Below are 26,273 nucleotides of genomic sequence, written 5' to 3' on the forward strand. Positions count from 1 at the left end.
ACATCTGATATGAATACGGCAAGCTCAACGTCCAGGTCACCTTGCAGGACGCACTGGAAGCCGTCACCGGCGAATTCAAGTAGCGCGCCTTAACGCTCGATCAACGCGTCGGTAAAAATGACGGTACGAACACCTCCCCATGCCACCGGATCACCCATGTTACGGACGTGAGCAGGCCCCGGGTGCCACGCCACAAGCTGAGCTTTTCAGAATGATCTGTAGGGGCACGGCGCTCCTCCGGATGCGTGCAGCCCAAGCCGAAAGCCGGTATCCACCCTGTCACGCATCTCCAACTGCCGAGGGTGCTTGCTAATTGCCGCCTCGACACGGATGATGGATTACCGCCAACCCAAACAGGCGCCTGAATCCCCCCTCTCAAACAGAAGCTCTCAACGCATTGGTTTACTGGACTTTTTCCACGGCAGCGCCGCCGACCAGGATGGCACAAGCGTTGCTGTTAATCAGTCACACCTCCTCACCAATGAGTGCGTCATGTAACAGCAATTCGGGGCAACACGAACAGGGCGATGTGACGCCGAGCGTCTACACCTTGCGCAGCGGGCTCATCACACTCATAGTCGAGCTGCCCTACGACGGCCAGCACGCAAACGCGATGCGGCTTCGTCGCCGAATGCACAGTTCGCCAGCTGGTTTCGGCTGTGTAACAAAATGTTTACACCGCGTCACGCCACAGGCTTCCCTTTCTAGAAAGGTGTGTTGATTTTTGATGGTTCCAAACAGTCCGTTGGTTAACTCCGCCTCGTCAGAACGGGGATTCGTTCAATGAAGCCCAATTGCACCAATATTGAGTGGCACGGCCGTGCCAAATGCACCGCCTGCGAGGTACGCAATTTTGCCTTGTTCTCGGGGCTGTCGAGTCAAGAGCTGGATTCGATTCTGCGGCCCATCGACAACCTACATGTCCCGCAACATGCAGTGCTGTATGAAGAAGGGGCGTCCGCATTCTGTGTCTACACCCTGCGCAGCGGACGCATCAAGCTCAAGGTCGACCTGCCCAACGGGGGTCAGCGCATCGTGCGTCTGCTCCGGGCGGGCGATGTGGTGGGGTTGGAAACGCTTGTGGACGATCGCTACCACCACACTGCCATCGCCTTGCAGGACGCGGATGTCTGCCGCATCCCGCGAGAGGTGGTGACGCAACTGGATCAGACCAATCCCGGCATTCACCAGGCGCTGCAACAACGCTGGCAAAGGTCGGTCGACCAGGCCGACCATTTCATCGTGGCACTATCCACCGGACCCGCGGAAGCCCGCATGGCACGGCTGCTGATCACGCTCGACTGCACGGGTGAGCACCCGGAAACCATACCCAGTCGCGAAGACATGGGGGCGCTGCTCGGCATCACCACCGAAACTGCCAGCCGCATCGTGGCGGAGTTCAAGCGGCGCGGACTGATCCATGCAGACAAAAGCAATGAATTTGTCTGCGATCAAACAGGCTTGTCCAAGCTGGCTCATTGCTGATGTCGCTAATTTACAACACTGTTGTATTGATAATTATCAATCGAAAAAAACGCCCACCGAAGGCACATTAAAATTGCCCAAAGTTTTTCCTAACTAACTGATATCCAATAAAAAGGCGGGTTACCCGCCTGCGGAGGATTCCAATGAAATATGCTTTGAAACCGCTTGCCGCATGCATGGCGGCTGCGTTTGGTGTGGCTGCGTGCAACGTGTGGGCCGCCCCGCCTGCCGCAGCGCCCGTGCAAGGCCAGAGCCCCGCCGGGGTGGGTGCCGGTACACAGTCAGGCGTCACCTCCCCTGCTCCCACGATTTCTCCGGTACTGGCACCCCGTTCCAGTGAATCGGTGTTCCCGGGCCAGCCGACCGAATACCCCGGCATCCCATGGGGTTCGTTCCTGGTGTATCCCGAACTGTCGCTGGCCGCCACCTACGATGACAACATCTACGCGGAACGCACCAACGTCAGCGCAGATTTCATCTACACCCTGACACCCACGCTTGCGCTGAAATCCAACTGGACGCAGCACGCGCTGAATCTGGATCTGGGTGGGGATATCGACCGTTACCGCGGCAACGACTCGGAAGACGTCACGGATTATTGGCTGGGCTTCGACGGCCACTACGATCTGGGTGCCAAATCCAATCTCTTTGGCGGTGCCCGCCACTCGCGCGATCATGAAGACCGCTCCACACCGGGCTCGCGGAACCCCACTGCCGAGCTTAACCCGACCGCGTACTACCACGACGAGGCGCATCTTGGCCTGGCCCACTCATCCGGCGCTTTCCGTCTGCGCGTCGGCGGCACCTACGACCAGTACGACTACGAAGATGGCGTCTCCAGCCTCGGCGTCGCGGTCGACAACGATTATCGCGACCATGTGCTGGACTCGCTGGGCGCGCGATTGGGGTATGTACTGTCCCCGCAATACGAACTGTTTGGCCAGTTTGCGACCGACAACCGCGAATACGACAACCTGATCCCGAGTCAGGCATTCAATCGCGATTCGGACGGCTACCGTGCCGCCGTCGGAGTGAGATTCACCCTGCAGCCCCAGCGTCTGGTCGGCGAGGTGTTCGCCGGCGCCATGCGCCAGGATTATGACTACAGCGGATTTTCCGACATCAGCCAGCCGTATTTCGGCGCGCTGGCCGTGTGGAAACCGACATCGCAAGTGACGGCTACCGGCTTCATCGATCGCACGCTGGAAGAAACCACCGTCAACGATGGCACCGTTTATGCGTCCGGCTCGCTCGACACCACCTACGGCTTCGAGGTCGAGCACCAGCTCAGCAGCAAGCTGTCAGTCAATGGCCGCGCAGCCTACACGCGCAGCGACTTCCAGAACTACGACCGCCTCGACACCATCATCGACGCTGGCGCCGGACTGCGTTATTTCGTGGCACCGCAGATCTACCTGGGTGCCGATTTGCGCATCACCGACCGCGACTCCAACGACCTCAATGGGCAATACGCCAGCAACCAGATCATGGTCAACATTGGCTACACCCCGGCGCGCAACCGGGACTATTCCATCATTCCCGAAGCCGAGGCGGGCGCACCCGAAGCGCCGCGCACGCCAGGCCTGTTTTCCGGCTTCTATCTCGGCGCCCAGTTGGGACATGGCGCGCTGACCACCAAAACCCTGGGCACGCGCGGCGCCGGTACGGATGAAGCCGACATGGGCGGATTCGGCGGCAACTATGGCTTGTTTGGCGGCTGGGGCACCGAGATCAACGACTGGTATCTCGGCGTCGAACTCGATGCCAGCGACAGCAATGCCAGCTGGTTTCACAACAAGGACAAACCAGACGCGGTCACCACCTATATCGACAAGGATTACAGCTATGGCCTGAGCGCCCGCGTTGGCTACCTGTTCGATGGCGGCATGCTGTACGGCAAGCTGGGCGCGGTGAGCACAAAATACCGCACCTACTACACCCAAAACGATAGTCTGGCCGGTGCCTTCGCGCAGGAACACGACGAAGACGCCACCCGCTGGGGCGTGGGCCTGGAAATCCCGGCGTCGCGCAATCTGTTCGTGCGCACGGATTACAGCCACACCCGCTATGACGGCAACACCCTGCCTTATCTGGCCACCGGTGTCGTCGAAACGGAAGTCTTCGACACCAGCGTGTCCATATTCAGCGTCGGTCTCGGCTGGCGTTTTGGCGATGAGGGGCCCACATTGCCCTCACGCTCGGCGACTGAACTGCGCGGCCTGTATCTGGGCGCCAGCCTCGGCTATGGCACGCTGGGCACCTCGGCAACCGGGACGCACGACATTGGCGTGGCGCCTGTTTCCTTTACCGGCGACTTCGCGAATTCGGGCTTTTCCGGCGGCATCTTCACCGGCTACGGCTACACCTTCAACCAGATCTATGTCGGTCTGGAACTGGACGCAGAGGCCGCCAACTTTGGCTGGTATCACGTACGCGACACCGGCGGCCCCGGCGGCCGCGATTTTTCGGCGGAAAAAACCGGCAGCTACGGCGCTGCGCTGCGGGTTGGCTATGTCGTCGACAACGGCAGCCTGCTGTACGGCCAGGTTGGGCCCGTTCAGACCCGCTTCAACACGCACTACAGAGTGGGGAACAATGTGACCGACCTGAGCAATACGCGCAACGGAACCCGGATTGGCGTCGGCGCCGAGATCCAGGCTGCGGAAAACGCGTTTGTCCGCATGGACTACAGCCACACCCACTACGGTGAGGTTGACTTTGTATCCGCGAACAATCTGGACGAGATGAGTTTCGAGAACAGCGAAAACCTGTTCCGCCTGGGACTTGGTTTCCGTTTTTAACCATGGCGTTCCGTCGCACATTCAGTCACAAATGATTGAGAAAGATCAATGTCTTTCTTAAAAAGAGTTGCTACTCTCAAATTGTAGGAAAAGAGGGTTCAGTACTCCGGTCGCAAGGCCAGGGACAAATAGTCGCAGTCTTTATATCAATGGAGAAAGAGAAACATATGACACACCCCACATACAATTTTAAAAAACTGATCCTCACGGGCGGTACCATGTTTGCCATGCTGGCGGTGCCGCTGGCTGTTAATACAGTGACCGGGTTGGATCTGGGCGTAATTTCGGATGCCCAAGCCGCCGAGGAGGGTGGCGCATCCAAAAAAGGCAGCGCCACCAAGGGCGGCACCAAGAAAGGTTCTGCCAACAAGGGCGGCCAGGGCAAGGGCGGTTCTAGCAACAAAATTTTCCGTGCACCGGTTGACACGGCCGAAGACAGCGACCGTCCGGCCTGGGCGGGCGTGAAGGGCGGCAAAGCGGGCGGCGGCGGCAAGCCGGGCGGCGCAGGCACCAAGAAGGGTGATCTGTTTGGCGATATGGTCATCCTGCTGCGCGACAGCAACGGTGTACCCATCCTGACCGCCGACGGTCTGGTGCAGGTGATCGCGTATTACTACCCGGAAGGCAGCACCACGCTGGTTCCGCTGAAGGACTCCGCCGGCAATCTGGTGGTGATTCCCTACAACGCGGAAGGTGACTTGTTGCCGACGGTTACCCTTGACGGCAAGACCTATGATGTCGTCGGCGCCGAGGTCGATCTGGGTCGTCTGAGCGTGGCGCGCGCACCGGAAAAAGTGCTGCAGCATTCGCTGGACGAAGCGCTGAGCAAGCTCACCGCCACCGGTGTCGTGATTGGCTTGGACGCGGCCGGTCGCCTGACGGTGAATGGCGTGGCCATCGACTCGCCGCTGGAAAATCTGGCGTTGTACGATGCGTATATGACCGGGACACTTCCGTCGACCCTGACGCTGCCGACCGGGTTCACCCCCGCTTCGCTGCTGGCCGCCGCTGCCGACAAGACCGGCGACATCAAGATTGACACCGTGGTCTACATGAACTCCATCCTGGGGATCAACAATCTGGCCTCGGGTACTTACTACAACTTCGACACCTACAACTATGATCGCTACACCACCTGGAAGAATGCGACCGCAACCGTGCTGGTGCTGAAGGATGGCGTGTATGTGCCGACCGTGGTGAACCTGTACGAGACGCTGTTCAACAGCACCAACTGGATCGACCCGACGCCCACCGTCGGCGATGCCGGCGCCGATGACTTCGCGGCTGCTGCAGACGACTACCTGACCGTGATCCAGTTCATTCACGACAACGAAGTTCGTTAATCGGCTCACCGGGCGGCTGGCCGCCCGGTGAAGTGCACTTAACAGGAGTTATTCAAGATGCAGGCTTACAGCAAATGGGCAGCGGTTCTGTTGCTGACCGCAGGTCTGGCAGTGGGTAGCGCAGGCAGTTTTGCGGCCGATAGCCATTCGGACGGCGGCCATTCCTCCGGTCACTCGGGCGGCAAGGGCAAGGGTCCGAAGTACATGGGTGGCGACCGTGGCACGAGCCACAGCAGCAGTTCGCACAAGGGTGGCAGTCAACACCATGACAGCTCGGAAGGCGGCAGCAAGTCGGTGGAAGACAAGGTTTTTCACGGCAAGTCGGGGGGCAGCAAATCTGGCGGCCACGAAACCGGCGGCGAAGATGGCGGAACCGAGCACACTCACTAACGCAGGCACGATGCAAAGCAAATGGGGCACACGATTCGTGTGCCCCATTTGCTTGTGGGCGCCGGGCTTTTCTGGCCATTGAAACACACTGACACAAACTGAAACGGGCAAGTAACGCCGTAGAAAGATCCCTTGCTTACGATGCCCTCCATCAGCTGACGCGAACGTTCAACACGCGATCGCAGCACGCTGAATGACATGTTCAACTTTTATGGGAATACCGTTATGAAAAACATTCTTCAGGTTGCAGTGCTCACCTCTTTCCTCGCATCGTTCTCGGCTTTCGCCCATCACCCCGCCGAAGATATCGTCGATGAAGACATCTATGAAATGATCGATGAGAATGTGGCCGACACGCCGCACGCCGATCTGGATTTCACCAGCATGGGGCTGTAATCGCACAACGGATTGATCCGGGCAAATACGCCCGGTCATTCCCGTGAACGAACAAGGCCGGCTTGCTGACGGGGAAACTTCGCCAGCAAGCCGGCCTGCATTTTGTCCCGAGCCAGTGCGGTTTGACCGTGCATGGTTTAACGCCGCGCCGTGACCGTCCCACCGCCGTCCGTTTCCAGGATCAATGCGCCGTCCGCGCCGAACCGGAAACGCCGCACCTGACTCAGCAACTGCATAAACCGGCTTTCCTGCTGCATCAATGTCGGCACGCAGGCCATCAGGGTCATCGCGGTTTTCGACGACATACTCAGGCCTTCGCCGCTCAGGTGGTAGCTACCGCTGTAGCGATTGCACGAAGCGCTGCCGGCCAGCTGGCCATCCGCGTCGAAGTTGAGCGTGGCGCGCGAGCCGTCGACCATGCCGGCGCCGCCGATGTCTTCGACCACCCACTCGCCGCCCTGCAGCAGGCTGGCCGGATCGCCGCCGCACCCGCGCAGGGTGCGGCCGTCCAGCACCACGCTGACCGTATCCGGGCGCGGCAGGCCGCTCATGCTGTCGACACACAAACGGGGCGAGACCGTCACCTGCAGGTTCGGCGCCACGGCATAGCGCCGCACGCTGGCGATGGATTCGGCAACCGGCGTTGGCGACTCGATGCGGGTTTTGCCATCGGCCGTGGTAAACAGCGTGCGCACGCCCATTTCGAGTTGCCAGCCCGGTTCGTTGCCGCCGGCACGGAAGGCCACGGTGGCGGTATCGGCGCGCACGCATTCGGAATAGGCGTGGCCGCGGATTGTCAGGCGGGCGCGTTCGCCCTTGGACCAGAACAGCGTCGTCGGGTCGTCGACCGTCACGTAGCGCGCGCCCGACGCCGTCTCTGCCTGCAGCAGGTGGTATTGCGCGTCGCCCAGCTGCAACCGCAGCTTGTCGCCAAACTGCTCGGTCTGGATCAACTGGTCGCCGCAGCGCCATGAAAACATCTGTGGCGCCTCGCCCTGCACGGCCAGCAGCGTGAGCGTGCCGAGATCGACCGCAGCCTGCTGCGGATCGATGGGCGCCGCCGCGCTCAGCCACTTCACCTCGCCGTCCTGCTCGATCGACCCGCGCACGCTGTAGGTTTTGCCGGCAACCAAAGCGGGCCGGCTGGCCGACAGCGCGAACGGAATCGGCACCTGCCTGCCAGCCAGCACCCTCCGCTGGACGGCAATCGGCGCGCTCGCACCGGCTTCGCGCAACTCGACCACCGCGACGCTGTCGGGCGGCAGAGCGATCCGCTCGCGGTACGCCAGCGCGCCCGTGATCGGCAGCTCCGATGGCTTCAGCGCCGATTCTCCCGCACACCCGGCCAATACGCCGACAGACACCATTGCCCAAATTGCAGCACGCAGCATTCCCATTTTCTCCCGGTAAAAACTCAGAGGGCTCTAGGGCCTGTTCACACTAATTTCACACCTGCGGCGAGGCCGATTCAAGATGCAGCCCGCGAAGCAGTCCGCTTGCTGTGCGGGCACAGCAAGCGGACTGCGACAAAGAGATGCGCTTGAATCGGCCCGCCCCTTCGGGTTGCCGCGAGAAAGCGCGTCTGCGGCGTTGCGTCCCTTGGCAAGGGATGGCCCTTGCCAAGGGACGCGCCTTGCATCCATCGCTTTCTCGCGGCAACGCAGGTGCGAAATTAGTGTGAACAGGCCCCTGCTTCAATCCCCGCGATAGACGCAACCGCTATCGTGGGTCTCCATCACCTTGATCTGCGACAGGCCCGGCAGTTCGGGCTTGATCCGCCGCCACAGCCACAGCGCCAGATTCTCGCTGGTCGGGTTGTCCAGGCCGGCTATATCGTTGAGATAACGGTGATCGAGCGCCGCATGCACCGGCTGCCAAGCCGCCTCGATGTCGGCGAAATCGAGCACCCAGCCAAGCGTAGGATCGACCTCGCCGCTGAGCGTGAGCTCGACCTCGAACGAATGGCCATGCAGGCGCGAACAGGGATGGGCTGCGGGCAAGGCCGGCAGGCGGCGCGCGCATTGCAGGTGAAAGCGGCGAAAGATTTCCATGCGCCATTCTCGCGCAAGTCTCCGGGGCTGGCTATGCGGCCGCGGCCGATTCGAGCCTGCGCCGCGCTATCGGCGCGCCGGCTCAACAGCTAAACTGCCGCCCATCCGGTTTGTCGTGAATAACCATGCTGATTCAAGGTTTGTCGCTTGCTGCTTTCGTATTGCTCTGCCTCACCGCCTGCTCGCAAGACCGCGGCGCCACACTCAGTGCGCCCGACGCCTATGCACGCGCCGAGGCCGGCAGTCTCACCCTGATCGACGTGCGGCATGCCGACGAATGGCGACAGACCGGCGTGGCCAAGGGCGCGCTGCATATCGACATGACCGGCACGCAGGGTGAAGCAGGCTTCGTTCGCGAAGTGACGCGCAGCGTGGGCGGCAACCTGCGCACGCCGATTGGCCTGCTGAGCCTCGCCGGCAACCGCGCCGCCAATGCCCGCGATGCCCTGCGCGCAGCCGGCTTCACCGAGGTCTACGTCATCCCGGAAGGCATGCAGGGCAACGGCAACGGGCCGGGCTGGATTGAACGCGGTCTGCCGATGGAGCCGTGTCCGGACTGCTGAGGGCGCGACGCCATCCAGACCCAAGAACATTTTTCAAGCTGGAGCTTTCATGTTGATGCAACGCCTTACCCTCGTCACTGCGGCGGCCTTCATGCTGCTGTCGATCAATGCCTGTTCGCAGGACAGCGGCCCCACCCTCGCCGCGCCGGATGCTTATGCCCAGGCGCAGGCCGGCAAGCTCACCCTGATCGATATCCGCCGCCCGGACGAATGGAAACAGACCGGCGTGGCGAAGGACGCGCTGCAGATCAACATGGCGCATCCGCAAGGCGATGCCGGCTTCGTCGCGCAGGTGACGGCCGAAACCGGCGGCGACAAGAACGTGCCGATCGGCCTGATCTGCCGCACCGGCAACCGCACCACGCAGATGCAACGGGTGTTGACGGAGGCGGGTTTCACCCAGGTGTACAACATCAAGGAAGGCATGGCCGGCAGCGGCGCTGGGCCGGGCTGGGTCGCGCGCGGCCTGCCGGTAGAGGCGTGCGAGCGCTGCTAAAAAAGACCCTGCCTCGGCAATGAACACAGGGGTCAAATTCAGGCCGTAAGATACGCCACTCCCACACGGCATCGTTGCTGTAATAAGCAATCTGAACCTGCACCCGGCAGGGCATCAATTCCCCCGCCTGAGCGGGTAGCACCCTCCGACTCGCCATCGTGCGTCAAGTCTGTCGCACCTGAGCACGCACTCAGGCGAGGGTGCGCGTCACCATCAGCACACATCCTGAAATAAACCTGACATGTTGGCTCGCTAGGATGCACCTCGTACGAGTCGATTCAAGGTGGGCGCGCACGTTTACTGAGCGTACACCGTATGGTGAAAAACCAGTTCATTTTGCGTTCATCGCGCTGCTCCCATCGAGCCTGTACACCCTTCCCTCTAATTCACATACAGGATTTCTGCTATGACACTCAAGAAGCTTTCACTCGCAATCGGCCTGATGCTGGTAGGTTCGTCCGCTTTCGCCTCTGGAACGTCCTTCGAAGACTTCACCCCCATGACCGGCGACGTCGGTGCCGGCACGCTGCCTGAGGCCGCCCCCTACAAGCTGTCCTCGCCGCACTTCAGCCAGATGACCATCGTGGCCCGTGACCCGGCCCAGGCGACCCGTTTCGACAGCGGCAACTACGACATGCACACCGTCAACGAGAACGGCCCCGAAGCCGGCCGCTTCCTGTTCACCGTGTACGAAACCGACCAGGCTGGCATCCAGCGTACCGATCTGCGCACCATGCAGACCACCACCATCTGGTCGAGCCCGGCTGCAGCCCCCGCATTGAACAGCCACGTGGCCTTCGATGCTTCGCGCTGGACCCCGTGGGGCACGTTGCTCACAGCTGAAGAATCGTGGAGCGATCCGGCCGGCCCGACCAGCATGTACGGCCGCCTGTTCGAGGTGACCAACCCACTGGCTGACGCCGCCGATATCGTGATCAAGCACCGCGACATCCTGCCGCGCGTGTCGCACGAAGGCCTGGCGTTCGACAACAAGAACAACCTGTACTTCATTGACGAGCGCAACGACAGCCACATCTTCAAGTTCACCTCGGCCAATCCGCAAGCCGACAACGGCGACGATTTCTTCGCTGCCGGCCAGACCTTCGTGCTGCGCGTGGGCGACGGCACGGTTGAAGAAGCCACCGGTGCTGCCACCTGGATTCCGCTGACCGACGCCAATGGCGTTGCCCTGCCGGGCGCCGTGGTCGTCACCGACCCCAACGGCCTGACTGCGATCGACGGCCGCGCCACTCCGAACCTGCCCGCTTTCCTCGGCACCAACTTCGACCGTCCTGAAGATCTGGAAATCAAGACACTGAAGCATGGCAAGCAGATGCTGTTCGTCGCCACCACCACCAACCACAAGGTGTTCTCGATCGACCTGCGCAGCAACACGGTCAAACTGTTCGCCAGCCGCAACACGCTGGACATGGCCACCGGCGCCCCCGTCGGCACCCCGTTCACCAACCCGGACAACCTGGCGATCGACGCCGATGGCAACATCTATATCGTCGAAGATCAGGCGGGCGGAGTGGAAGACCTCTGGTTTGCCAAGGACGAGAACAACGACGGCGTGGCCGAAGCCGTTGGCAAGTGGGCCAGCCTGTCGACCGTCGGCGCGGAAAGCACCGGCCTGTACTTCGACCCCTTCAAGTCGAACACAGCCTACGTCAACGTGCAGCACCCCGATAGCGGCGTCGACCGCACCATCATGATCACCACGCCGTGCCAGAAGACCAAGGGCGACGATGGCCATCACTACGGCCACGACAAAGGCCACGACAAGGACTGAAACCTGATCTGATCCTGCTGTTCCGTTCGCCGTAGCCAGACCTGGCGGCGGATAAAACAAAGCCCCGCACGCGCACGCGTGCGGGGCTTTTTCAATGGGGCATTGTGTTGGCATACCCGCCTCAAAAAGAGGCCCCATTCGCCCCACACCGGTGCGCGGTGCGCTGGATACCCCCCAACAGCGCCAACATCACATTGATTAAAAACAGCTTTCCAAGCTGGCACAGAGGCTGCTATTCAATAAATTAGGATCAATACAAGTACGCGACCATTTCAAATAATAAAGGTGCGCGAAGATCGGAGACCGGATGATGAAGATTGATTGCGGAACGTATCCGCTGACAGGCGGGTTCGACGAATTGCTGGAGGCGGCGGGCAAGCCGCGCCCCAGCGCCGAGGGTCTGTGCGACTATTTTGCCGGGCTGCCGGCCGATGAACTGGAGGCGCGCCACCGTGCGGTGGACGCCGCGATCATGGCCGCAGGCATCACCTTCACGGTGTATTCCGAGGCCGGCAATATCGACCGCGCATGGCCGTTCGACGTGGTGCCGCGCATCATCGAAAAATCCGAGTGGGACGGCATCGAGGCCGGCCTCAAGCAGCGCCTGAAGGCGCTCAACCTGTTCATCGACGACATCTACCACGAACAGAAGATCATCCAGGACGGCGTGTTCCCCGCCGAGGTGCTGGCCGATTCGAAAAACTTCCGCCAGGCCTGCGTCGGCGCCAATCCGCCGTTCGGGGTGTGGGCGCACATCTGCGGCACCGACCTCGTGCGCGACGGCGACGGAACCTTCTACGTGCTGGAGGACAACCTGCGCGTGCCTTCGGGCGTTTCGTACATGCTGGAAAACCGCCAGCTGATGAAGCGCCTGTTCCCCGAGCTGTTCGCGCGCTACGACGTGCTGCCGGTCGACAGCTACACCGCGCAGCTGTACGACATGCTGGCCGCACTGTCGCCGCGCTCGGGCGATCGCCCGGAAATCGCCGTGCTTACCCCGGGCGTCTACAACTCGGCGTATTTCGAGCATTCGTATCTGGCGCAGCAGATGGGCGCGTACCTGGTCGAAGGCTCCGACCTGGTCGTGCTCGACGACGACTGCGTCTACATGAAAACCATCGAGGGCCTGACCCGGCTCGACGTCATCTACCGTCGGGTCGACGACGATTTCATCGACCCCGAAGTCTTCCGCGCCGACTCCACCCTCGGCGTGCCCGGCCTGATGCGCGCCTGGAAAGCCGGCAAGGTCGGCATCGCCAACGCGCCCGGTTCCGGGGTCGCCGACGACAAGGTGGTCTACGCCTACGTGCCGCAGATGATCGAGTATTACCTCGGCGAAAAAGCCATCCTGCCCAACGTGCCGAGCTACCTGTGCATGCACCAGGAGGACTGCGACTATGTGCTGGCCAACCTGGACAAGCTGGTGGTGAAACCGGCCAACGAATCCGGCGGCTACGGCATGCTGATCGGACCGAAATCGACCGCGGAAGAGCAGGCGACCTTCGCCCGGCTGATCCGGGAAAACCCGCGCAACTACATGGCGCAGCCCACGCTGTCGCTGTCCACCGTGCCGACGCTGTGCGACGGCGCCATCGAGCCGCGCCATGTCGATCTGCGGCCGTTCATCCTGCAATCGAAGGACATCAACGTCACCCGCGGTGGCCTCACGCGCGTGGCCTTGCGACGCGGGTCGCTGGTGGTGAACTCATCGCAGGGCGGCGGTAGCAAGGACACATGGATTGTGCAGGGGGTGATCTGATGCTGGCACGCGTAGCTGAAAACCTGTACTGGATGGCGCGCTATCTCGAACGCGCCGAAGACACCGCACGGCTGATCAACGCCACCACCATGCTGCTGATGGACATGCCGCGCGGCGCCAGCTTCGGCTGGGAAGACCTGCTGAAAGTGGTGGGGCTGGACGAGGCCTTCCACAAACACTACGACGAAGCGAGCGAGACCGCCGTGATGAGTTTTCTCATCCAGGACGAGCGCAATCCGTCGTCGATTTTCGCTTGCGTGCGGATGGCGCGCGAGAACACCCGCACCTTCCGCGAGGTGCTGCCGCGCGAATCCTGGGAATGGGTCAACGAGCTGTATCTCTACACCAGCACCCATCTCGGCCACGCGCTCGACCGCCGTAAACGCTTCGAAGTGCTGACTGAAATCATCCGTCGCCGTCAGGCAGTGGTCGGGCTGCTGTCCGGCACGATGAGCCGCGACGACGGCTTCCAGTTCATGCGGCTGGGGCGCAACGTCGAACGCGCCGACATGACCTCGCGCGTGCTCGACGTCAGCTACGCCATCAACCTGCCCTATCAAAACAGCCAGTATTACGACCTGATCTGGATGAGCGTGCTGCATGCGCTGTCGGCGCACCAGATGTACCGCCGCCACGTCGGCGTGCATGCGCGCGGCCACAAGGTGCTGGGTTTCCTGCTCAACGATCTGCTGTTCCCGCGCAGCGTGCGCCACTGCCTGCACGAAATCCAGTTTGCGCTCGGCGAGCTGCCGGGCGCCGAGCCGATGCGGCGCTTGCAGGGCATGCTCGACCTGGTCGACCGCGCCGACTACCGCGCACTGGCGGCCAACGGCCTGCACGAGTTCTGCGACGACATCCAGAAGCGGCTGGCCGACCTCAACGGCATCATCAGCCAGACATACTTCCGTGCGGCGCATCCGCAAAAAATGTCCCAATCCCTTTTCAGTCTGGTTTGATCCCATGACCGTCTCGCTCAGTTTCCCCCGCGTCGGCGACAAGCAGAACTCACCGCAGTTCGAAGATTATCTGGGCCAGCTGCTCAACGAGCGCGACCGCATCGGCCTGACCGAAGCGATCCGCCAGATCGACGCGCTGATGATCACCGTCGAGCCCAGCCATGCGGTCGCCTACCTCGCCGAGCTGTGCGTGATGACGCCGTACCATTACCTGGTCACGCTGGAAACCGAGACGCACTACACCCACATCCTGCGCATCGACATGAGCGCGCCCGACATCCTGGTGCGCGAAGTGAAAGACCCCAATGTGCGCGGCATTTTTCGCAGCCTCAACGAGGTCTACCCGATCGGCGCAGTCAAGCCCAACTCGCGCTACATGGGCGAAGTGCTGCGCGTGACCGACCCGCACGCGGTGGTCGACATGCAGAAGGCGCGCGACATCCGCTTCTTCAACCAGGATCAGATCCGCAAGCTGGAACTGCCGGGCAACATGGCGGTGGTCAAACCCAGCCCCTACACCCACAACATCGTCGCCTACTGGGAGCGGCCCGAAACCGACATCCGCGTCTACGCGCTCGGCTGGAGCAGCATCCGCGACGACATGCAGGCCGCGTACGAAGCCGCCAAGGCGACGCAAAAGCGACTCGGTATCGACACGCTGCTGCTGCCGATCGACCACCTGGCCACCCGCATCTACAGCCAGAACCGCGAGGCAGCCATCCTCGAGTACCTGACCCTGACGAGCTATTACTTCTGGGGCGCCTACGACATCGAAGACCAGAATTCCTCGACCAACGTCACCAAGAGCGTGCACTACGCCAACGAGCTCGAATGTCCGGCCAAGGTATTCACCGCCGCCAACCACCCCTACTTCATGAACCACCTGCTGACCGAATCGCCAACCGAGGCCTTCGTGCGCAACTTCGGCCCGCGCCTGCACCACGTTGCCGTGGCGGTGAAAGACGGCGAAACCGCCGAGCTCGCCAACATCGACTTTGTGGTCAATTCGCTGCGCGATTGCGGACAGAAATTCCTGCTCGATGTCATCGGTTCGAAGGAAGCAGGGCTCAAGCAGATCTTCTCCAGCGCGTCGGAATACTCCTCGCTGATCATCGAGTACGTCCAGCGCTTCGGCGGCTTCCAGGGCTTTTTTACCAAGGACAACGTGGCCGAACTCACGCATGCCGCCGGAGTTGAGGAAAGCCTGCGCGAACTGCAGGCCGAAGCGCAAGCCTGATTCAAAACCGCCGGATTGATGCGCAAAAAAAACGCTCAAGCCGGCATCGTTTTAACCGATACATCAGCAATCGATTAAATACTTATTTTGTGGAGCAAACCATGGATCGCGACACCCTGAACGAAATGGTGAAACTGAAATTTGGCGCCCGCAAGGCGGGCGGTCCTGAAATCGATCTGGTGAAGCTGGCCGCCGACGCCGGCTACGCCGACAGCATACTCAGCGCGGTGGAAAACCTGCCCGACGAATCGCTGGTGCTGCTGGCCATGACCCTGCGCGACAAATTCGGCCTGCTCGCTGCCAAGCCCACGCAAGCGGCTCCCACACCAGAACCCGTCAAGGAAAAAACTGCCGAACCCGTTCAACGCTACATCGGCGGCGCACGCGGCTGACAGCTGGGCAGACCACCCGCAACAGGTGATCGCCGGCACGCGGCGCGACCTGCCCGTGCCTTGCAAATCCATTTCTCCGGCCTATACAGATGTCAGGCTTGGCTGCTGCCGGAGCGACTCCATTCCCGCCCCCCGCACGATAACTGCCGCGTTGCTGAACGCATCCTGGCGCAGCCGACCTGACTCGCGGCCAGGTGCTGGCAACCCGGCGCATCCCCCTCAACGCAAATGAAAGGCACATCATGAAACTGAGCCATTTTTTAGCATTCGCAACGGCCACACTGATTTCGCTTTCAGGCCCGGCTGCTTTTGCCGAGTCGGACGTTGAAAAGCAGCGCGCCGAGATCCGGACCACGGTCGACAAGACGCTCACGGATTTTTATCAAGCCGATCCGAAGCTCAAAGATGCCGTCGCAAAAGCACCGGGCTATGGCGTATTCACCACATATGGGTTGAGTTTTCTGCTCGGCGGCAGCGGCGGCAAGGGCTTGGTGCACGACAACAAAACCATGAATGACACGTTCATGTCGCTGGCCCAGGCCAGCGCGGGCTTGCAGATCGGCGCGTCGCAAACCCGCTATCTGTTCGTGTTCAAGGATGCCAAATCGATGCAGGGCTTCATCGACTCGGGATGGGAAGCGGGCGCCGAAGGCGGCGCGGGGGCCGGCGCCGGCAAGAAATCGGCGGGTGGCACAGTCGGTCAATTCACCGGCGGCAAGTTGTACAGCCTGACCAAAAACGGCTTCCAGGCGGGCGGCGCCGTAGCCGGCACCAAGTTCTGGAAGGACAAGGACCTGAACTGAGCTCCCGGTTTCCGGCAACACGAAAAACGGCCCCTCATCGAAGGGGCCGTTTTTCATCTGCCGGACTCAGTCGTCATTGCTTGCGCCCTGGGGTGGTTTCCATTCAGGTGCGATTAATTAATCAGATATGCAGGCTGTCGATTTCGCTGTAAGCGCTTTTCAGCCACAGCTTGACGCGCTGGCGCTCGAGAATGCCGAGTGCATGGTCGTCGGTGCGCTGGGTGGCCGACCAAAAACTGCTGCTGTGGCCGTCGATCTTGATCATGGCGGCTTCGTGCAGGCGCTTGATATTGATGACGCGTGCATTGAGGTCGAGCGCGCGCTGCTTTTCGCCGGAGGCTTCGAGTAGATCGAAGTTGTCGCCGCGAATATGATTTTGCACCAGCACGTAGTTGAGGCGCGCGCCGAAGCGGTCGAGCAGTTTCTTCAGCAGGTCGACCGGGTCGCGGCCCGAGTCCATGACGTGCCAGTAGCTCAGCACCAGACCCATTTCGCCCGCCAGTTCCAGCACGCCGGAGTCGTCCATCCATTGCGTCAGCGCGTCCTGGGTTTGCGCGGCGAGATCGACCAGGATGCAGCGCTGGGTTCCATCAACGGCGGGCTCGGCGATGGCGGCTTCGACGATAGCATCGAGGCTTTCATAACTGTCCACGACGACGGGCGAGGCGTAGCCCGCATAAAAGCGCATCAGCGCGCCGTGCGAACGATCGGTGTCGAAGCCGAGAAAAGGCTGTTCGTGGTCGATCAGGTATTGCGCAAGCAGGCGCGAGACCAGCGATTTGCCAACCCCGCCCTTTTCACCGCCGATGAAGTGGATGTGTGCCATATGTGGGTGAGCCGTGAGAGGTGAACGGTAAGGGGAAGACGGCTAGCGCCGACGCAGGTCGAGCGTGTGCGGGAATTCGCCGACGTCGGCCACCGGCGGCGGCACCATCGGTCCGGGCGCGCTGCCGCCGGGAATGAAAATGCGCACTGTCTCCGCAGACGACTGGGTGGCCGGCATCGGGCTGACGTCAGGCGGATGGCTGAAGCTGCCGATGCTGTGCCCCCAATCCTGAAAGCGCATATGACGGCGCGACTCGGCCTCCATCGCGTTGACTGGAAAGGTGTCGTAACTGCGCCCGCCGGGGTGCACCACGCGGTAGGTGCAGCCGCCGACGGCGCGGTCGTTCCAGGTGTCGATCAGGTCGAATACCAGCGGCGAATGGATGCCGATGGTGGGGTGCAGCGCCGACGGCGGCTGCCAGGCGCGGTAGCGCACACCGCAGACGAACTCACCATGCACGCCGGTCGGCACCAGCGGCACGCGGTGGCCGTTGCAGGCGAGCACGTAGCGGCTGTCGGTGAGCCCGCTGACCTTGACCTGCAGGCGCTCGACCGACGAATCGACGTAGCGCGCGGTGCCAAGGCTGGTGTTTTCTTCGCCCAGCACGTTCCACGGTTCGATCGCGGTACGCAGTTCGACGGCGATGTCGCCGAGCTGCAGGGTGCCGTGGCGCGGGAAACGGAATTCCAGGAACGGCTTGTACCAGTCGAGCTGGAACGGGAAGCCGGCGATGTTGAGGTCGTCGATGACGTCCTTCAGGTCGGCCCACAAATAATGCGGCAGCATGTAGCGGTCGTGCAGCAGCGTGCCCCAGCGCACCAGCGGCTTGCGGTAGGGCTCGTTCCAGAAGCGCGCAACCAGCGCGCGCAACAGCAGCATCTGCGCCAGGCTCATGCGCAGGTGCGGCGGCATTTCGAAGCCGCGAAACTCGAGCAGGCCGAGCCGCCCGCTGGCGCTGTCGGGCGAATACAGCTTGTCGATGCAGAACTCCGAGCGGTGCGTGTTGCCGGTAAGGTCGGTGAGTAGATTGCGCAACAGGCGGTCCACCAGCCACGGCTGCGGGGTGTCGCCGATGGGCATTTGCTGGAACGCGATTTCGAGTTCGTACAGCCGTTCGATGCGGCCTTCGTCGACGCGCGGCGCCTGGCTGGTGGGGCCGATGAACATGCCGGAGAACAGATACGACAGCGCCGGGTGGTGCTGCCAGTAGGTGATCAGGCTGGCCAGCACATCGGGACGGCGCAGGAAGGGGCTGTCGGCAGGCGTCGCACCGCCGAGCGTGACATGGTTGCCGCCGCCGGTGCCGGCGTGGCGGCCGTCGAGCATGAACTTCTCGGCAGCAAGCCTGGACAGCCGCGCCTCTTCGTATACCAGCGTCGTCGTGTCCACCAGTTGCTGCCAGTTGTGCGCGGGGTGGATGTTGACCTCGATGACGCCGGGGTCGGGGGTGACCAGCAGCTTTTCCAGACGCCCATCGGACGGCGGCGCATAGCCTTCGATCACCAGCGGAAAATTGTGCGCGGCGGCGCTGGCTTCGACCGCCGCCAGCAGGTCGAGGTAGTGTTCGAGCGTGGTGGTCGGCGGCATGAAGACGTACAGACAGCCGCCGCGCGCCTCGACGCACAAGGCGGTGTGCGGCACCGCAACGCTCAACCTCGCCGATGCGGTTTGCGGATGCAGCTCGGGATGCTCGGGGTCGTCCGCACCGAATGGCGCAGGCGTGTAGCTGGAAAAACGCGCGGCGATTTCGCCATGAAAATCGGCCAGCGGCGGCTGGGCGGCAAAGGGGTCCACCTCGACCCAGGGTTCGCGCTCGTCCTCCGCCACCCACGGCAGCGAATTCAGCGGCAGGCGCAGGCCGATCGGCGCGTCGCCCGGGGTGAGATACAGACGGTCGCGCCGGGTCTTCCACGGCGCGCTGTGCCACGGATGTTCGCCGCCGTCCTTTTCACTCCCGCGCCAGGCCAGCGGCAGCACGTAGCCGGTCGGCGTATTCAGGCCGCGCGACAATTTGTTGGCCAGCGAGCCGCGCAGGCTGGCGCTGTCGAGTTCGGCGTGGCCGGGCTCCACATTGGGCGGCAGTTCCGCCTCCTGCAGCAGCGCAGCGAGCGCGTCTTCGTACACCGGCTGCGCGTAGCGCATCGCCAGCCCAAGATGCTGCGCCAGGGTCTTGGCGAAGTGCCGCGCGTCGATCACGCTGCGGCCGCTGTCCTGCTCCGCCTCGGCCAGCAGCGCCGGGTTCCGCCACATCGGCACGCCGTCCTTGCGCCAGTAGATCCCCAGCGCCCAGCGCGGCAACGGCTCGCCCGGATACCACTTGCCCTGCCCGGTGTGCAGCAGCGCGCCGGGCGCCAGACGTTCGCGCAAGCGCCGCGCCAGCACTTCGGCGCGCTCCCTTTTGTGGCGACCGAAAGCATCTGTGTTCCATTCTGGTGCTTCCATGTCATCGATCGAGACAAACGTGGGCTCGCCGCCGTGGGTCAGGCGCACGTCGCTGGCCAGCAACTTGTCATCGACCGCATAACCGAGTGCCAGAATCGCCGCCCACGCGTCGTCGCTATACGGTAGCGTCACGCGCGGATCTTCACGAATGCGGCTGACGGTATTGGAAAACTCGAACTCGACCTCGCACGTATCGGTCATGCCCTCGATCGGTGCGGCGGAAGACGGCTGCGGCGTGGCGGCGAGCGGAATGTGGCCTTCGCCGGCGAATAGTCCCGAAGTCGGGTCCAGCCCGATCCAGCCCGCGCCGGGCAGATACACCTCGGTCCAGGCGTGCAGGTCGGTGAAGTCTTTCTCGGTACCCGACGGGCCGTCGAGCGATTTTTCGTCGGCGGTGAGCTGCACCAGATAGCCCGACACGAAACGCGCCGCCAGGCCCAGATGGCGCAGGATCTGCACCAGCAGCCAGGCCGAGTCGCGGCACGAGCCAAGCGCCTTCTGCAGCGTCTCTTCCGGCGTCTGCACCCCGGGCTCCATGCGCACGGTGTAGGCGATGTCGCGCTGCAGGCGCTGGTTCAGCGCCACCAGAAAATCGTTGCAGTGCACCCGCTCGCGCGGCACCTGATCCAGCCAGCCCTGCAACAGCGGCCCCGCCGGCTCGGTCTCGAGGTAGGGCGTCAGCTCGCGCTTCAGGGCTGCGTCGTAGTCGAACGGATAGTGCTCGGCGCTCTCCTCGACGAAGTAATCGAAGGGGTTGATCACCGTCAGATCGGCGATCACCTCGACGTCGACCGAAAATTCGCGCGTCGCCTCCGGGAACACCAGCCGCGCCAGATAGTTGCCGAACGGATCCTGCTGCCAGTTGATGAAGTGCGTCTCCGGCGTGATCTTCAGCGAGTAGGCGAGGATGGGCGTGCGCGAATGCGGCGCCGGACGCAGCCGCACCACGTGCGGGCTCAGCGAGACGCGGCGGTCGAACTTGTAGACGGTGGTGTGGCGGATGGCGACGTGGATGCTCATGGCGACAGTCAGTGTGCGGACTGACTGTTACAAGCAAAGGTCGAGCCAGCGTTTTCAATCTATATTTGTCATGGGCCGTGTCGATTTTTACCGTACTGGCACGTCGTAGTAGCAGAGACCATTTTGATTCCCGGTCCGCTTTTTTACAGGAGTCCATCATGCGCTACATGCTCATCGTCAAGGCCACCCCGGAGTCCGAGGCTGAAACCACCCCGGCGCCCGAGGCCGAATTGCTGGCCGAGATGGCCGACTACCATGAGCAATTGATGAAGGCCGGCGTGCTGCTCGACGGCTCGGGCCTGAAACCCAGTTCGCATGGCTGGCGCATCCGCTACGACGGCGACGCACGCAGCGTCATCGACGGGCCGTTCGCCGAAACGAAGGAGTTGATCGCCGGTTACACCCTCATCCAGGTGAAATCGCGCGAAGAGGCGATGGAATGGGCGCGGCGTTTTCCCAACCCGGCCGGGCGCGGCAAACCGGCGGAAATCGAAGTGCGGCCGCTGTACGAGCTGGACGACTTCGCGCCGTCGCCGGAGATCGAACGCATGCGCGAAATATTCTGACCTTAACTTGTGAATAGCCGAACCCTTTCTTTATAACTTTTCCAAGGAGCCCTGCCATGACCGCCCCCGTCAAACCCATCCCCGAAGGCATGCACAGCCTGACCCCCCACCTCGTCTGCCGCGACGCGAACGCGGCAATGGACTTCTACATCTCCGCCTTCGGCGCGCGCGACGGCGGCCGCCTGCCCGGCCCCGACGGCAAGCTCATGCACGGCATGATGTGGATCGGCGATTCCGCGCTGATGCTGGTCGACGAAAACCCGCAATGGGGCATGCATAGTCCGCTCGGCCTGAACGGCACGCCGGTAATCGTCCACCTGTATGTCGAGGACGTCGACGCGACGATGGCGCGCGCGGTTGAAGCCGGCGCGACGCTGACCATGCCCGCCACCGACATGTTCTGGGGCGACCGCTACGGCCAGGTGCGCGACCCGTTCGGCCACCAGTGGTCGATCGCGACGCATATCCGCGACATGTCACCCGAAGAAATTCAGGCAGCGTCGAAAACCGGCTGCGTAGGCGCCTGACGCTGGGGGAATCAGCTATGACATACACAGGAAGCTGTCACTGCGGCCACGTCCGCTTCGAAGTCGAAGGCACACTCGATGGGGCGATGGCGTGCAACTGCTCGATCTGCCAACGGAAAGGGTCGCTGCTGTGGTTTGTCCCGCGCGACCGCCTGCGCCTGCTCACGCCCGAGGAAAACTGCGCGACCTACACATTCGGCCCACACACGATCAAGCACCGCTTCTGCCCGAAATGCGGCATCCATCCGTATGGCGAAGCCACAGATCCGGCCGGAACCCGAATGGCTGCCATCAATATTCGATGCCTCGATCAAGTCGATCTGGAAAGCGTTCCCGTTAAACATTTCGATGGCCGGGCAATTTAATGACATCGCGCGCGTACCGTCGTGGGCGAAATTGCAGTCGCTACCCCCCAGGAGACTTGCGATGAAGATCGAAGAAGTGTTCGCCTATCTGTGCGTATCCAACGCCGATGCCGCCATCGATTTCTACCGGCGCGCCTTCGGCGGCGCCGAAAAACTCCGCCTGGTCGAACCCGGCGGACGCATCGGCCATGCCGAACTCGCCTTCGGCGCCGCGACCATCATGCTCAGCGACGAGTTTCCCGAATGCGGCATCCGTTCGCCGACGGCCATCGGCGCCACGCCGGTGACGATCCACCTGCACGTGGATGACGCCGACGCCATGATCGCCAGCGCGCTGGCCGCGGGCGCAACGCTCCAACGCGCGGCCGAGGATCATTTCTACGGCGAACGTTCCGGAACCGTGACCGATCCTTTTGGCCATCGCTGGTTGATCGGCCATGCCATCGAGGCGGTCGAGCCCGACGAGATGCAGCGCCGTTACACGGCTGCGGCGAAGGACGACGCGGGATGAGCGATCGGTCGCGCGAAATTTTTTCGAACCGTTGTCGATTCGGCTCGACCTGGTTCGTCGTATCCATGCGGAAACACACGGGCGCCGCATTGCTCAACCCGAACGAAAGGAATCATCATGCAAACCAACCCCGTCATCTGGTTCGAAATCTACGTGCAGGACATGGCGCGCGCGAAAGCGTTTTACGAAACCCTGCTGCAGCGCACCCTGGAAAAACTCAACACGCCCGACACGCTGGAAGGCGGCGTTGAATTGTGGGCCTTTCCCATGGACTCGACGGCCATGGGTGCGTCCGGGGCGCTGGTAAAAATGGAAGGGTGCGGCTCGGGCGGCGGCGGCACGCTGGTGTATTTCACCTGCGAGGATTGCGCCGTGGAAGCCGCGCGCGCCGCGCCGGCCGGCGGCAGCGTTCTCAAGGAGAAGTTCGCCATCGGCGAATACGGCCACATCGCCCTGATCAATGACACCGAAGGCAACGTCGTCGGCCTGCACTCGATGAAATAAGCGGCGCGCCATGTGGTGGAAAGCCCATTCACTCTCGAACAAGGAAAATCCCATGCGTTACCTGTTGATGATCGTAGAACCACGCGGCGCGCGCGAAGCGCGCAGCGAGGACGAAGGCCGCGCGCTCTACGCCGAAATGGTCGAATTCGGCCAGCGGCTCGCCGCACGCGGGCAGTTGATTGCCAGCGAATCGCTGCGCCCGGACAGCCACGGCGTGCGCGTGCAACAGCGCGGCGAGACGCCCTCGCTGGTCGACGGCCCCTTCGCCGAAGCACGCGAAATGGTCGGCGGCTTCTATCTCGTCGAATGCGCCGGCCGCGACGCGGCGCTGACCATCGCCCAGGACTGCCCGGCCGCGCGCTTCGCCACCGTCGAGGTGCGCGAATGCGCGCCGTGCTACGTGCAATGAAACCCGGAAAAACAGGGCGATGACCCAATCCCGGCCCTCGAACGTTTCACGCGTTCATTGACGCGCGGATCGATGCGCGTGCGGAGATGTGCAGACCTCAATCTCATGGAGAAATATCATGACAAAGATCGCCAAGAACACGATTTGCCTTTGGTTTGACCGAACCGCCGAGGACGCGGCGCAGTTCTACGCCGCCACCTTTCCCGATTCCTCGGTCGACGCGGTGTATCGCGCACCGGGAGATTTTCCTTCCGGGAAGCAAGGGGATGTGTTGACGGTCAGTTTCACCGTGATGGGCATTCCGTGCCTCGGGCTCAACGGAGGCCCCGCATTCAGTCACAGCGAAGCGTTCTCGTTTCAGGTTGCGACCGATGACCAGGCCGAAACGGACCGCTACTGGAACGCAATCGTCGGCAATGGCGGCGAGGAGAGTGAGTGTGGCTGGTGCAAGGACAAATGGGGATTGTCCTGGCAAATCACGCCACGGGCGCTGATGGACGCGATCGCCGACCCCGATCCTGCTGCCGCCAAACGCGCGTTTGATTCGATGATGACCATGCGAAAAATTGACATCGCCACGATCGAGGCGGCGCGCCGTGGCTAAAATTTCCGGCGTTCAAGCGGAGACCGCGATACCGGGCGAAGCGCCATCATCCTTGAGGAGTCTTTCATGCAAGTAACCGTTGAAACCACCGTGGCCGCGCCGGTCGATGCCGTCTGGCGCGCCTACACCACCCCCGAGGACATCGTGCAGTGGAACGCCGCCTCGGACGACTGGCACACCACGCGGGCCGAAGTCGACCTGCGCGAAGGCGGCGCCTTCTCCGCGCGCATGGAAGCCAGGGACGGCAGCCAGGGCTTCGATTTTGCCGGCACCTACACCCGCATCGTGCCGCACCGCCTGATCGAATACGTCTTCGGCGACCGCCACGCGCGCGTCGAGTTCGACGAAACGGCCGACGGCGTACGTGTGCGCGTCGCCTTCGACCCCGAAACCACGTTCCCGGTCGAGTATCAGCGCGCGGGCTGGCAAGCGATTCTCGATAACTTCACGCGCCACGTGGCGGCGCGCTGACGCATATACTCGAACAAGGAGAGTGAGATGCCCCGTATTCGTGTTTTGGTTGGAACGCGCAAGGGCGCGTTCATCCTGACCTCCGACGCGGCCCGTAACGACTGGCAGGTGAGCGGGCCGCATTTCGGCGGCTGGGAAATCTTTCATATCGCAGGCTCGCCGGCGAACCCCGACCGGCTCTATGCCTCGCAGACCAGCAGCTGGTTCGGCCAGGTGATCCAGCGTTCCGACGACGGCGGCGCAACCTGGAACCCGGTCGGCAACGATTTCGCCTACGTCGGCGACCCCGGCACGCATCTGTATTACGACGGCACGGCCAAGCCGTGGGCGTTCAAGCGCGTGTGGCATCTGGAACCTTCGCCGACCGACCCGGACACGGTCTATGCGGGTGTGGAAGACGCCGCGCTGTTCCGCTCGACCGACGGCGGGCTGACCTGGCAGGAACTGCCCGCCCTGCGCGAACAGCAGGGCGCGAAATGGATGCCCGGCGCGGGCGGTATGTGTCTGCACACGATTCTGCTCGACCCGGTGAACCCGGCGCGGATGTACGTGGCGATCTCGGCGGCCGGTGCGTTCCGCAGCGACGACGGCGGCGCGAGCTGGAAACCGGTCAACCGTGGCCTGCATTCGCAATATATTCCAGACCCGCAAGCCGAAGTCGGCCACTGCGTGCACCGCATCGCGATGCATCCGGCGCGGCCCGAGACGCTGTTCATGCAGAAGCACTGGGATGTGATGCGCAGCGACGATGCCGGCGATTCGTGGTTCGAAATCAGCGGCAACCTGCCCAGCGATTTCGGCTTCGCGATGGCGGTGCATGCGCACGAACCCGACACCGTCTACGTCGTGCCGATCCTGAGCGATTCCGAGCACTACCCGCCCGAGGGCAAGCTACGCGTGTATCGCAGCAAGGCGGGTGGCAACGCCTGGGAAGCGTTGACCGACGGCCTGCCGCAGCAGCACTGCTATGTCAATGTGCTGCGCGACGCGATGGCAGTCGACAGTCTTGATCCCTGCGGCGTGTACTTCGGCACCACCGGTGGCCAGGTCTACGTCTCACCCGACGCGGGCGACCACTGGCAGGCGATCGTGCGCGACCTGCCGGCCGTGCTCTCGGTCAGCGTACAGACGCTGCCCTGACATGGCTGCCGATCTCGACAGGCACACCGTCCGCGTCGTGCTGCCGTACCACCTGTACACGCTGGCGCGGTGCAGCACCACCGAGGTCGAGCTCGACCTGACCGGCCCAGTCACACTCGCCGCCGTGCTCGACGCGCTCGAAGCGGCCTACCCCATGCTCGCCGGTGCCGTGCGCGACCGTGTCACGGGTCAGCGCCGCCCGCTGGTGCGCTTCTACGCCTGCCAGGACGATCTCTCGAATATCGCGCCCGATGCGCTGCTGCCATATGAGGTCGCCGCCGGACGCGAACCGCTGGTCGTCGTCGGCGCCATCGCGGGCGGCTGAAGCCCAGAACGATGCCACACGCAGAAAATTCATCTCTCGCTGTCGAATTCGCCTGTTTCCGTGCGTCGTTAAAATGAGTCCGGAGAGTTCGGGCAACGC

27 protein-coding genes are annotated in these 26,273 nt (G+C 62.6%); 23 read left to right on the forward strand and 4 right to left on the reverse strand.

Going from position 1 to position 26,273, the window contains the following annotated elements; translation table 11 throughout:
- Positions 1-783: 783 nt before the first annotated feature.
- The 5 genes from IV098_RS13555 (at position 784) to IV098_RS13575 (ending at position 6,415) form a co-directional block, all read left to right on the forward strand.
- Positions 784-1,485 (forward strand): Crp/Fnr family transcriptional regulator, encoded by a 702-nt coding sequence (locus tag IV098_RS13555; protein WP_296889945.1) that lies wholly within the window; start codon positions 784-786, stop codon positions 1,483-1,485.
- Between the two features lie 143 nt (positions 1,486-1,628).
- A complete protein-coding gene (locus IV098_RS13560) occupies positions 1,629-4,286 on the forward strand; it encodes an outer membrane beta-barrel protein (RefSeq protein WP_296889948.1) in 2,658 nt (885 codons plus the stop codon).
- Positions 4,287-4,453: 167 nt separating this feature from the next.
- Positions 4,454-5,629, forward strand: coding sequence for a hypothetical protein (locus IV098_RS13565; RefSeq protein WP_296889950.1), 1,176 nt, complete (start codon positions 4,454-4,456; stop codon positions 5,627-5,629).
- Between the two features lie 57 nt (positions 5,630-5,686).
- A complete protein-coding gene (locus IV098_RS13570) occupies positions 5,687-6,019 on the forward strand; it encodes a hypothetical protein (protein WP_296889952.1) in 333 nt (110 codons plus the stop codon).
- Between the two features lie 225 nt (positions 6,020-6,244).
- Entirely contained in the window at positions 6,245-6,415 is a 171-nt protein-coding gene (locus IV098_RS13575; RefSeq protein WP_296886207.1) for a hypothetical protein, read from the forward strand.
- 137 nt (positions 6,416-6,552) lie between these two features.
- Here IV098_RS13575 and IV098_RS13580 read toward each other — a convergent pair whose 3' ends face one another.
- Together IV098_RS13580 and queD are read right to left on the reverse strand one after the other, a co-directional pair.
- On the reverse strand, positions 6,553-7,782 hold the full coding sequence (locus IV098_RS13580; RefSeq protein WP_296889954.1) for an META domain-containing protein: 1,230 nt from the start codon (positions 7,780-7,782) through the stop codon (positions 6,553-6,555).
- A 327-nt stretch (positions 7,783-8,109) separates the two neighbouring features.
- Positions 8,110-8,466: a 6-carboxytetrahydropterin synthase QueD gene (gene queD, locus IV098_RS13585; protein WP_296889957.1), complete on the reverse strand. Its 357-nt coding sequence runs from the start codon at positions 8,464-8,466 to the stop codon at positions 8,110-8,112.
- 125 nt (positions 8,467-8,591) lie between these two features.
- Here queD and IV098_RS13590 point away from each other — a divergent pair, with 125 nt between their 5' ends.
- The 8 genes from IV098_RS13590 (at position 8,592) to IV098_RS13625 (ending at position 16,464) form a co-directional block, all read left to right on the forward strand.
- Complete coding sequence (locus IV098_RS13590) at positions 8,592-9,029, forward strand: rhodanese-like domain-containing protein (RefSeq protein WP_296889959.1); 438 nt, start codon at positions 8,592-8,594, stop codon at positions 9,027-9,029.
- Between the two features lie 49 nt (positions 9,030-9,078).
- A complete protein-coding gene (locus IV098_RS13595; protein WP_296889960.1) occupies positions 9,079-9,525 on the forward strand; it encodes a rhodanese-like domain-containing protein in 447 nt (148 codons plus the stop codon).
- A gap of 406 nt (positions 9,526-9,931) precedes the next feature.
- Positions 9,932-11,317: an alkaline phosphatase PhoX gene (locus IV098_RS13600; protein WP_296889962.1), complete on the forward strand. Its 1,386-nt coding sequence runs from the start codon at positions 9,932-9,934 to the stop codon at positions 11,315-11,317.
- A 307-nt stretch (positions 11,318-11,624) separates the two neighbouring features.
- The gene (locus IV098_RS13605) at positions 11,625-13,076 is read left to right on the forward strand and encodes a circularly permuted type 2 ATP-grasp protein (RefSeq protein ID WP_296889964.1); all 1,452 of its coding nucleotides are present in this window, start codon (positions 11,625-11,627) and stop codon (positions 13,074-13,076) included.
- Positions 13,076-14,032 carry an alpha-E domain-containing protein gene (locus tag IV098_RS13610; RefSeq protein ID WP_296889965.1) on the forward strand — a complete coding sequence of 319 codons (957 nt, stop codon included), beginning with the start codon at positions 13,076-13,078 and terminating at the stop codon, positions 14,030-14,032. The genes IV098_RS13605 and IV098_RS13610 overlap by 1 nt, the downstream gene beginning before the upstream one ends.
- Before the next feature lie 4 nt (positions 14,033-14,036).
- Positions 14,037-15,269 (forward strand): hypothetical protein, encoded by a 1,233-nt coding sequence (locus tag IV098_RS13615; protein WP_296889967.1) that lies wholly within the window; start codon positions 14,037-14,039, stop codon positions 15,267-15,269.
- A gap of 101 nt (positions 15,270-15,370) precedes the next feature.
- Positions 15,371-15,661, forward strand: a complete 291-nt coding sequence (locus IV098_RS13620) for a hypothetical protein (RefSeq protein WP_296889969.1) — start codon at positions 15,371-15,373, stop codon at positions 15,659-15,661.
- A gap of 242 nt (positions 15,662-15,903) precedes the next feature.
- A complete protein-coding gene (locus tag IV098_RS13625; protein WP_296889971.1) occupies positions 15,904-16,464 on the forward strand; it encodes a YSC84-related protein in 561 nt (186 codons plus the stop codon).
- 121 nt (positions 16,465-16,585) lie between these two features.
- Here the strand turns inward: IV098_RS13625 and IV098_RS13630 are convergent, their stop codons facing one another.
- Together IV098_RS13630 and IV098_RS13635 are read right to left on the reverse strand one after the other, a co-directional pair.
- On the reverse strand, positions 16,586-17,290 hold the full coding sequence (locus IV098_RS13630; protein WP_296889974.1) for a hypothetical protein: 705 nt from the start codon (positions 17,288-17,290) through the stop codon (positions 16,586-16,588).
- A gap of 42 nt (positions 17,291-17,332) precedes the next feature.
- Positions 17,333-20,752 (reverse strand): DUF2126 domain-containing protein, encoded by a 3,420-nt coding sequence (locus tag IV098_RS13635; RefSeq protein ID WP_296889977.1) that lies wholly within the window; start codon positions 20,750-20,752, stop codon positions 17,333-17,335.
- Positions 20,753-20,910: 158 nt separating this feature from the next.
- Between IV098_RS13635 and IV098_RS13640 the strand changes: the two genes are divergently transcribed.
- From IV098_RS13640 to IV098_RS13685, 10 genes are all read left to right on the forward strand, one after another.
- Positions 20,911-21,318, forward strand: a complete 408-nt coding sequence (locus IV098_RS13640; RefSeq protein ID WP_296889979.1) for a YciI family protein — start codon at positions 20,911-20,913, stop codon at positions 21,316-21,318.
- A 56-nt stretch (positions 21,319-21,374) separates the two neighbouring features.
- Positions 21,375-21,845, forward strand: coding sequence for a VOC family protein (locus IV098_RS13645; protein WP_296889981.1), 471 nt, complete (start codon positions 21,375-21,377; stop codon positions 21,843-21,845).
- A gap of 17 nt (positions 21,846-21,862) precedes the next feature.
- Entirely contained in the window at positions 21,863-22,210 is a 348-nt protein-coding gene (locus tag IV098_RS13650) for a GFA family protein (RefSeq protein WP_296889983.1), read from the forward strand.
- A gap of 61 nt (positions 22,211-22,271) precedes the next feature.
- On the forward strand, positions 22,272-22,721 hold the full coding sequence (locus IV098_RS13655; protein WP_296889985.1) for a VOC family protein: 450 nt from the start codon (positions 22,272-22,274) through the stop codon (positions 22,719-22,721).
- Positions 22,722-22,838: 117 nt separating this feature from the next.
- Positions 22,839-23,225 carry a VOC family protein gene (locus tag IV098_RS13660; protein ID WP_296889987.1) on the forward strand — a complete coding sequence of 129 codons (387 nt, stop codon included), beginning with the start codon at positions 22,839-22,841 and terminating at the stop codon, positions 23,223-23,225.
- 52 nt (positions 23,226-23,277) lie between these two features.
- The gene (locus IV098_RS13665; RefSeq protein WP_296889989.1) at positions 23,278-23,634 is read left to right on the forward strand and encodes a YciI family protein; all 357 of its coding nucleotides are present in this window, start codon (positions 23,278-23,280) and stop codon (positions 23,632-23,634) included.
- 118 nt (positions 23,635-23,752) lie between these two features.
- A complete protein-coding gene (locus IV098_RS13670; RefSeq protein WP_296889991.1) occupies positions 23,753-24,238 on the forward strand; it encodes a VOC family protein in 486 nt (161 codons plus the stop codon).
- A 66-nt stretch (positions 24,239-24,304) separates the two neighbouring features.
- On the forward strand, positions 24,305-24,709 hold the full coding sequence (locus tag IV098_RS13675; RefSeq protein WP_296889993.1) for an SRPBCC family protein: 405 nt from the start codon (positions 24,305-24,307) through the stop codon (positions 24,707-24,709).
- A 27-nt stretch (positions 24,710-24,736) separates the two neighbouring features.
- On the forward strand, positions 24,737-25,849 hold the full coding sequence (locus IV098_RS13680) for a sialidase family protein (protein WP_296889995.1): 1,113 nt from the start codon (positions 24,737-24,739) through the stop codon (positions 25,847-25,849).
- Between the two features lie 37 nt (positions 25,850-25,886).
- Positions 25,887-26,174 carry a MoaD/ThiS family protein gene (locus tag IV098_RS13685; RefSeq protein WP_296889997.1) on the forward strand — a complete coding sequence of 96 codons (288 nt, stop codon included), beginning with the start codon at positions 25,887-25,889 and terminating at the stop codon, positions 26,172-26,174.
- Positions 26,175-26,273 lie beyond the last annotated feature (99 nt).

Source organism: Thiobacillus sp. (assembly GCF_018780105.1).
In the GTDB taxonomy this organism is placed as follows: domain Bacteria; phylum Pseudomonadota; class Gammaproteobacteria; order Burkholderiales; family Thiobacillaceae; genus Thiobacillus.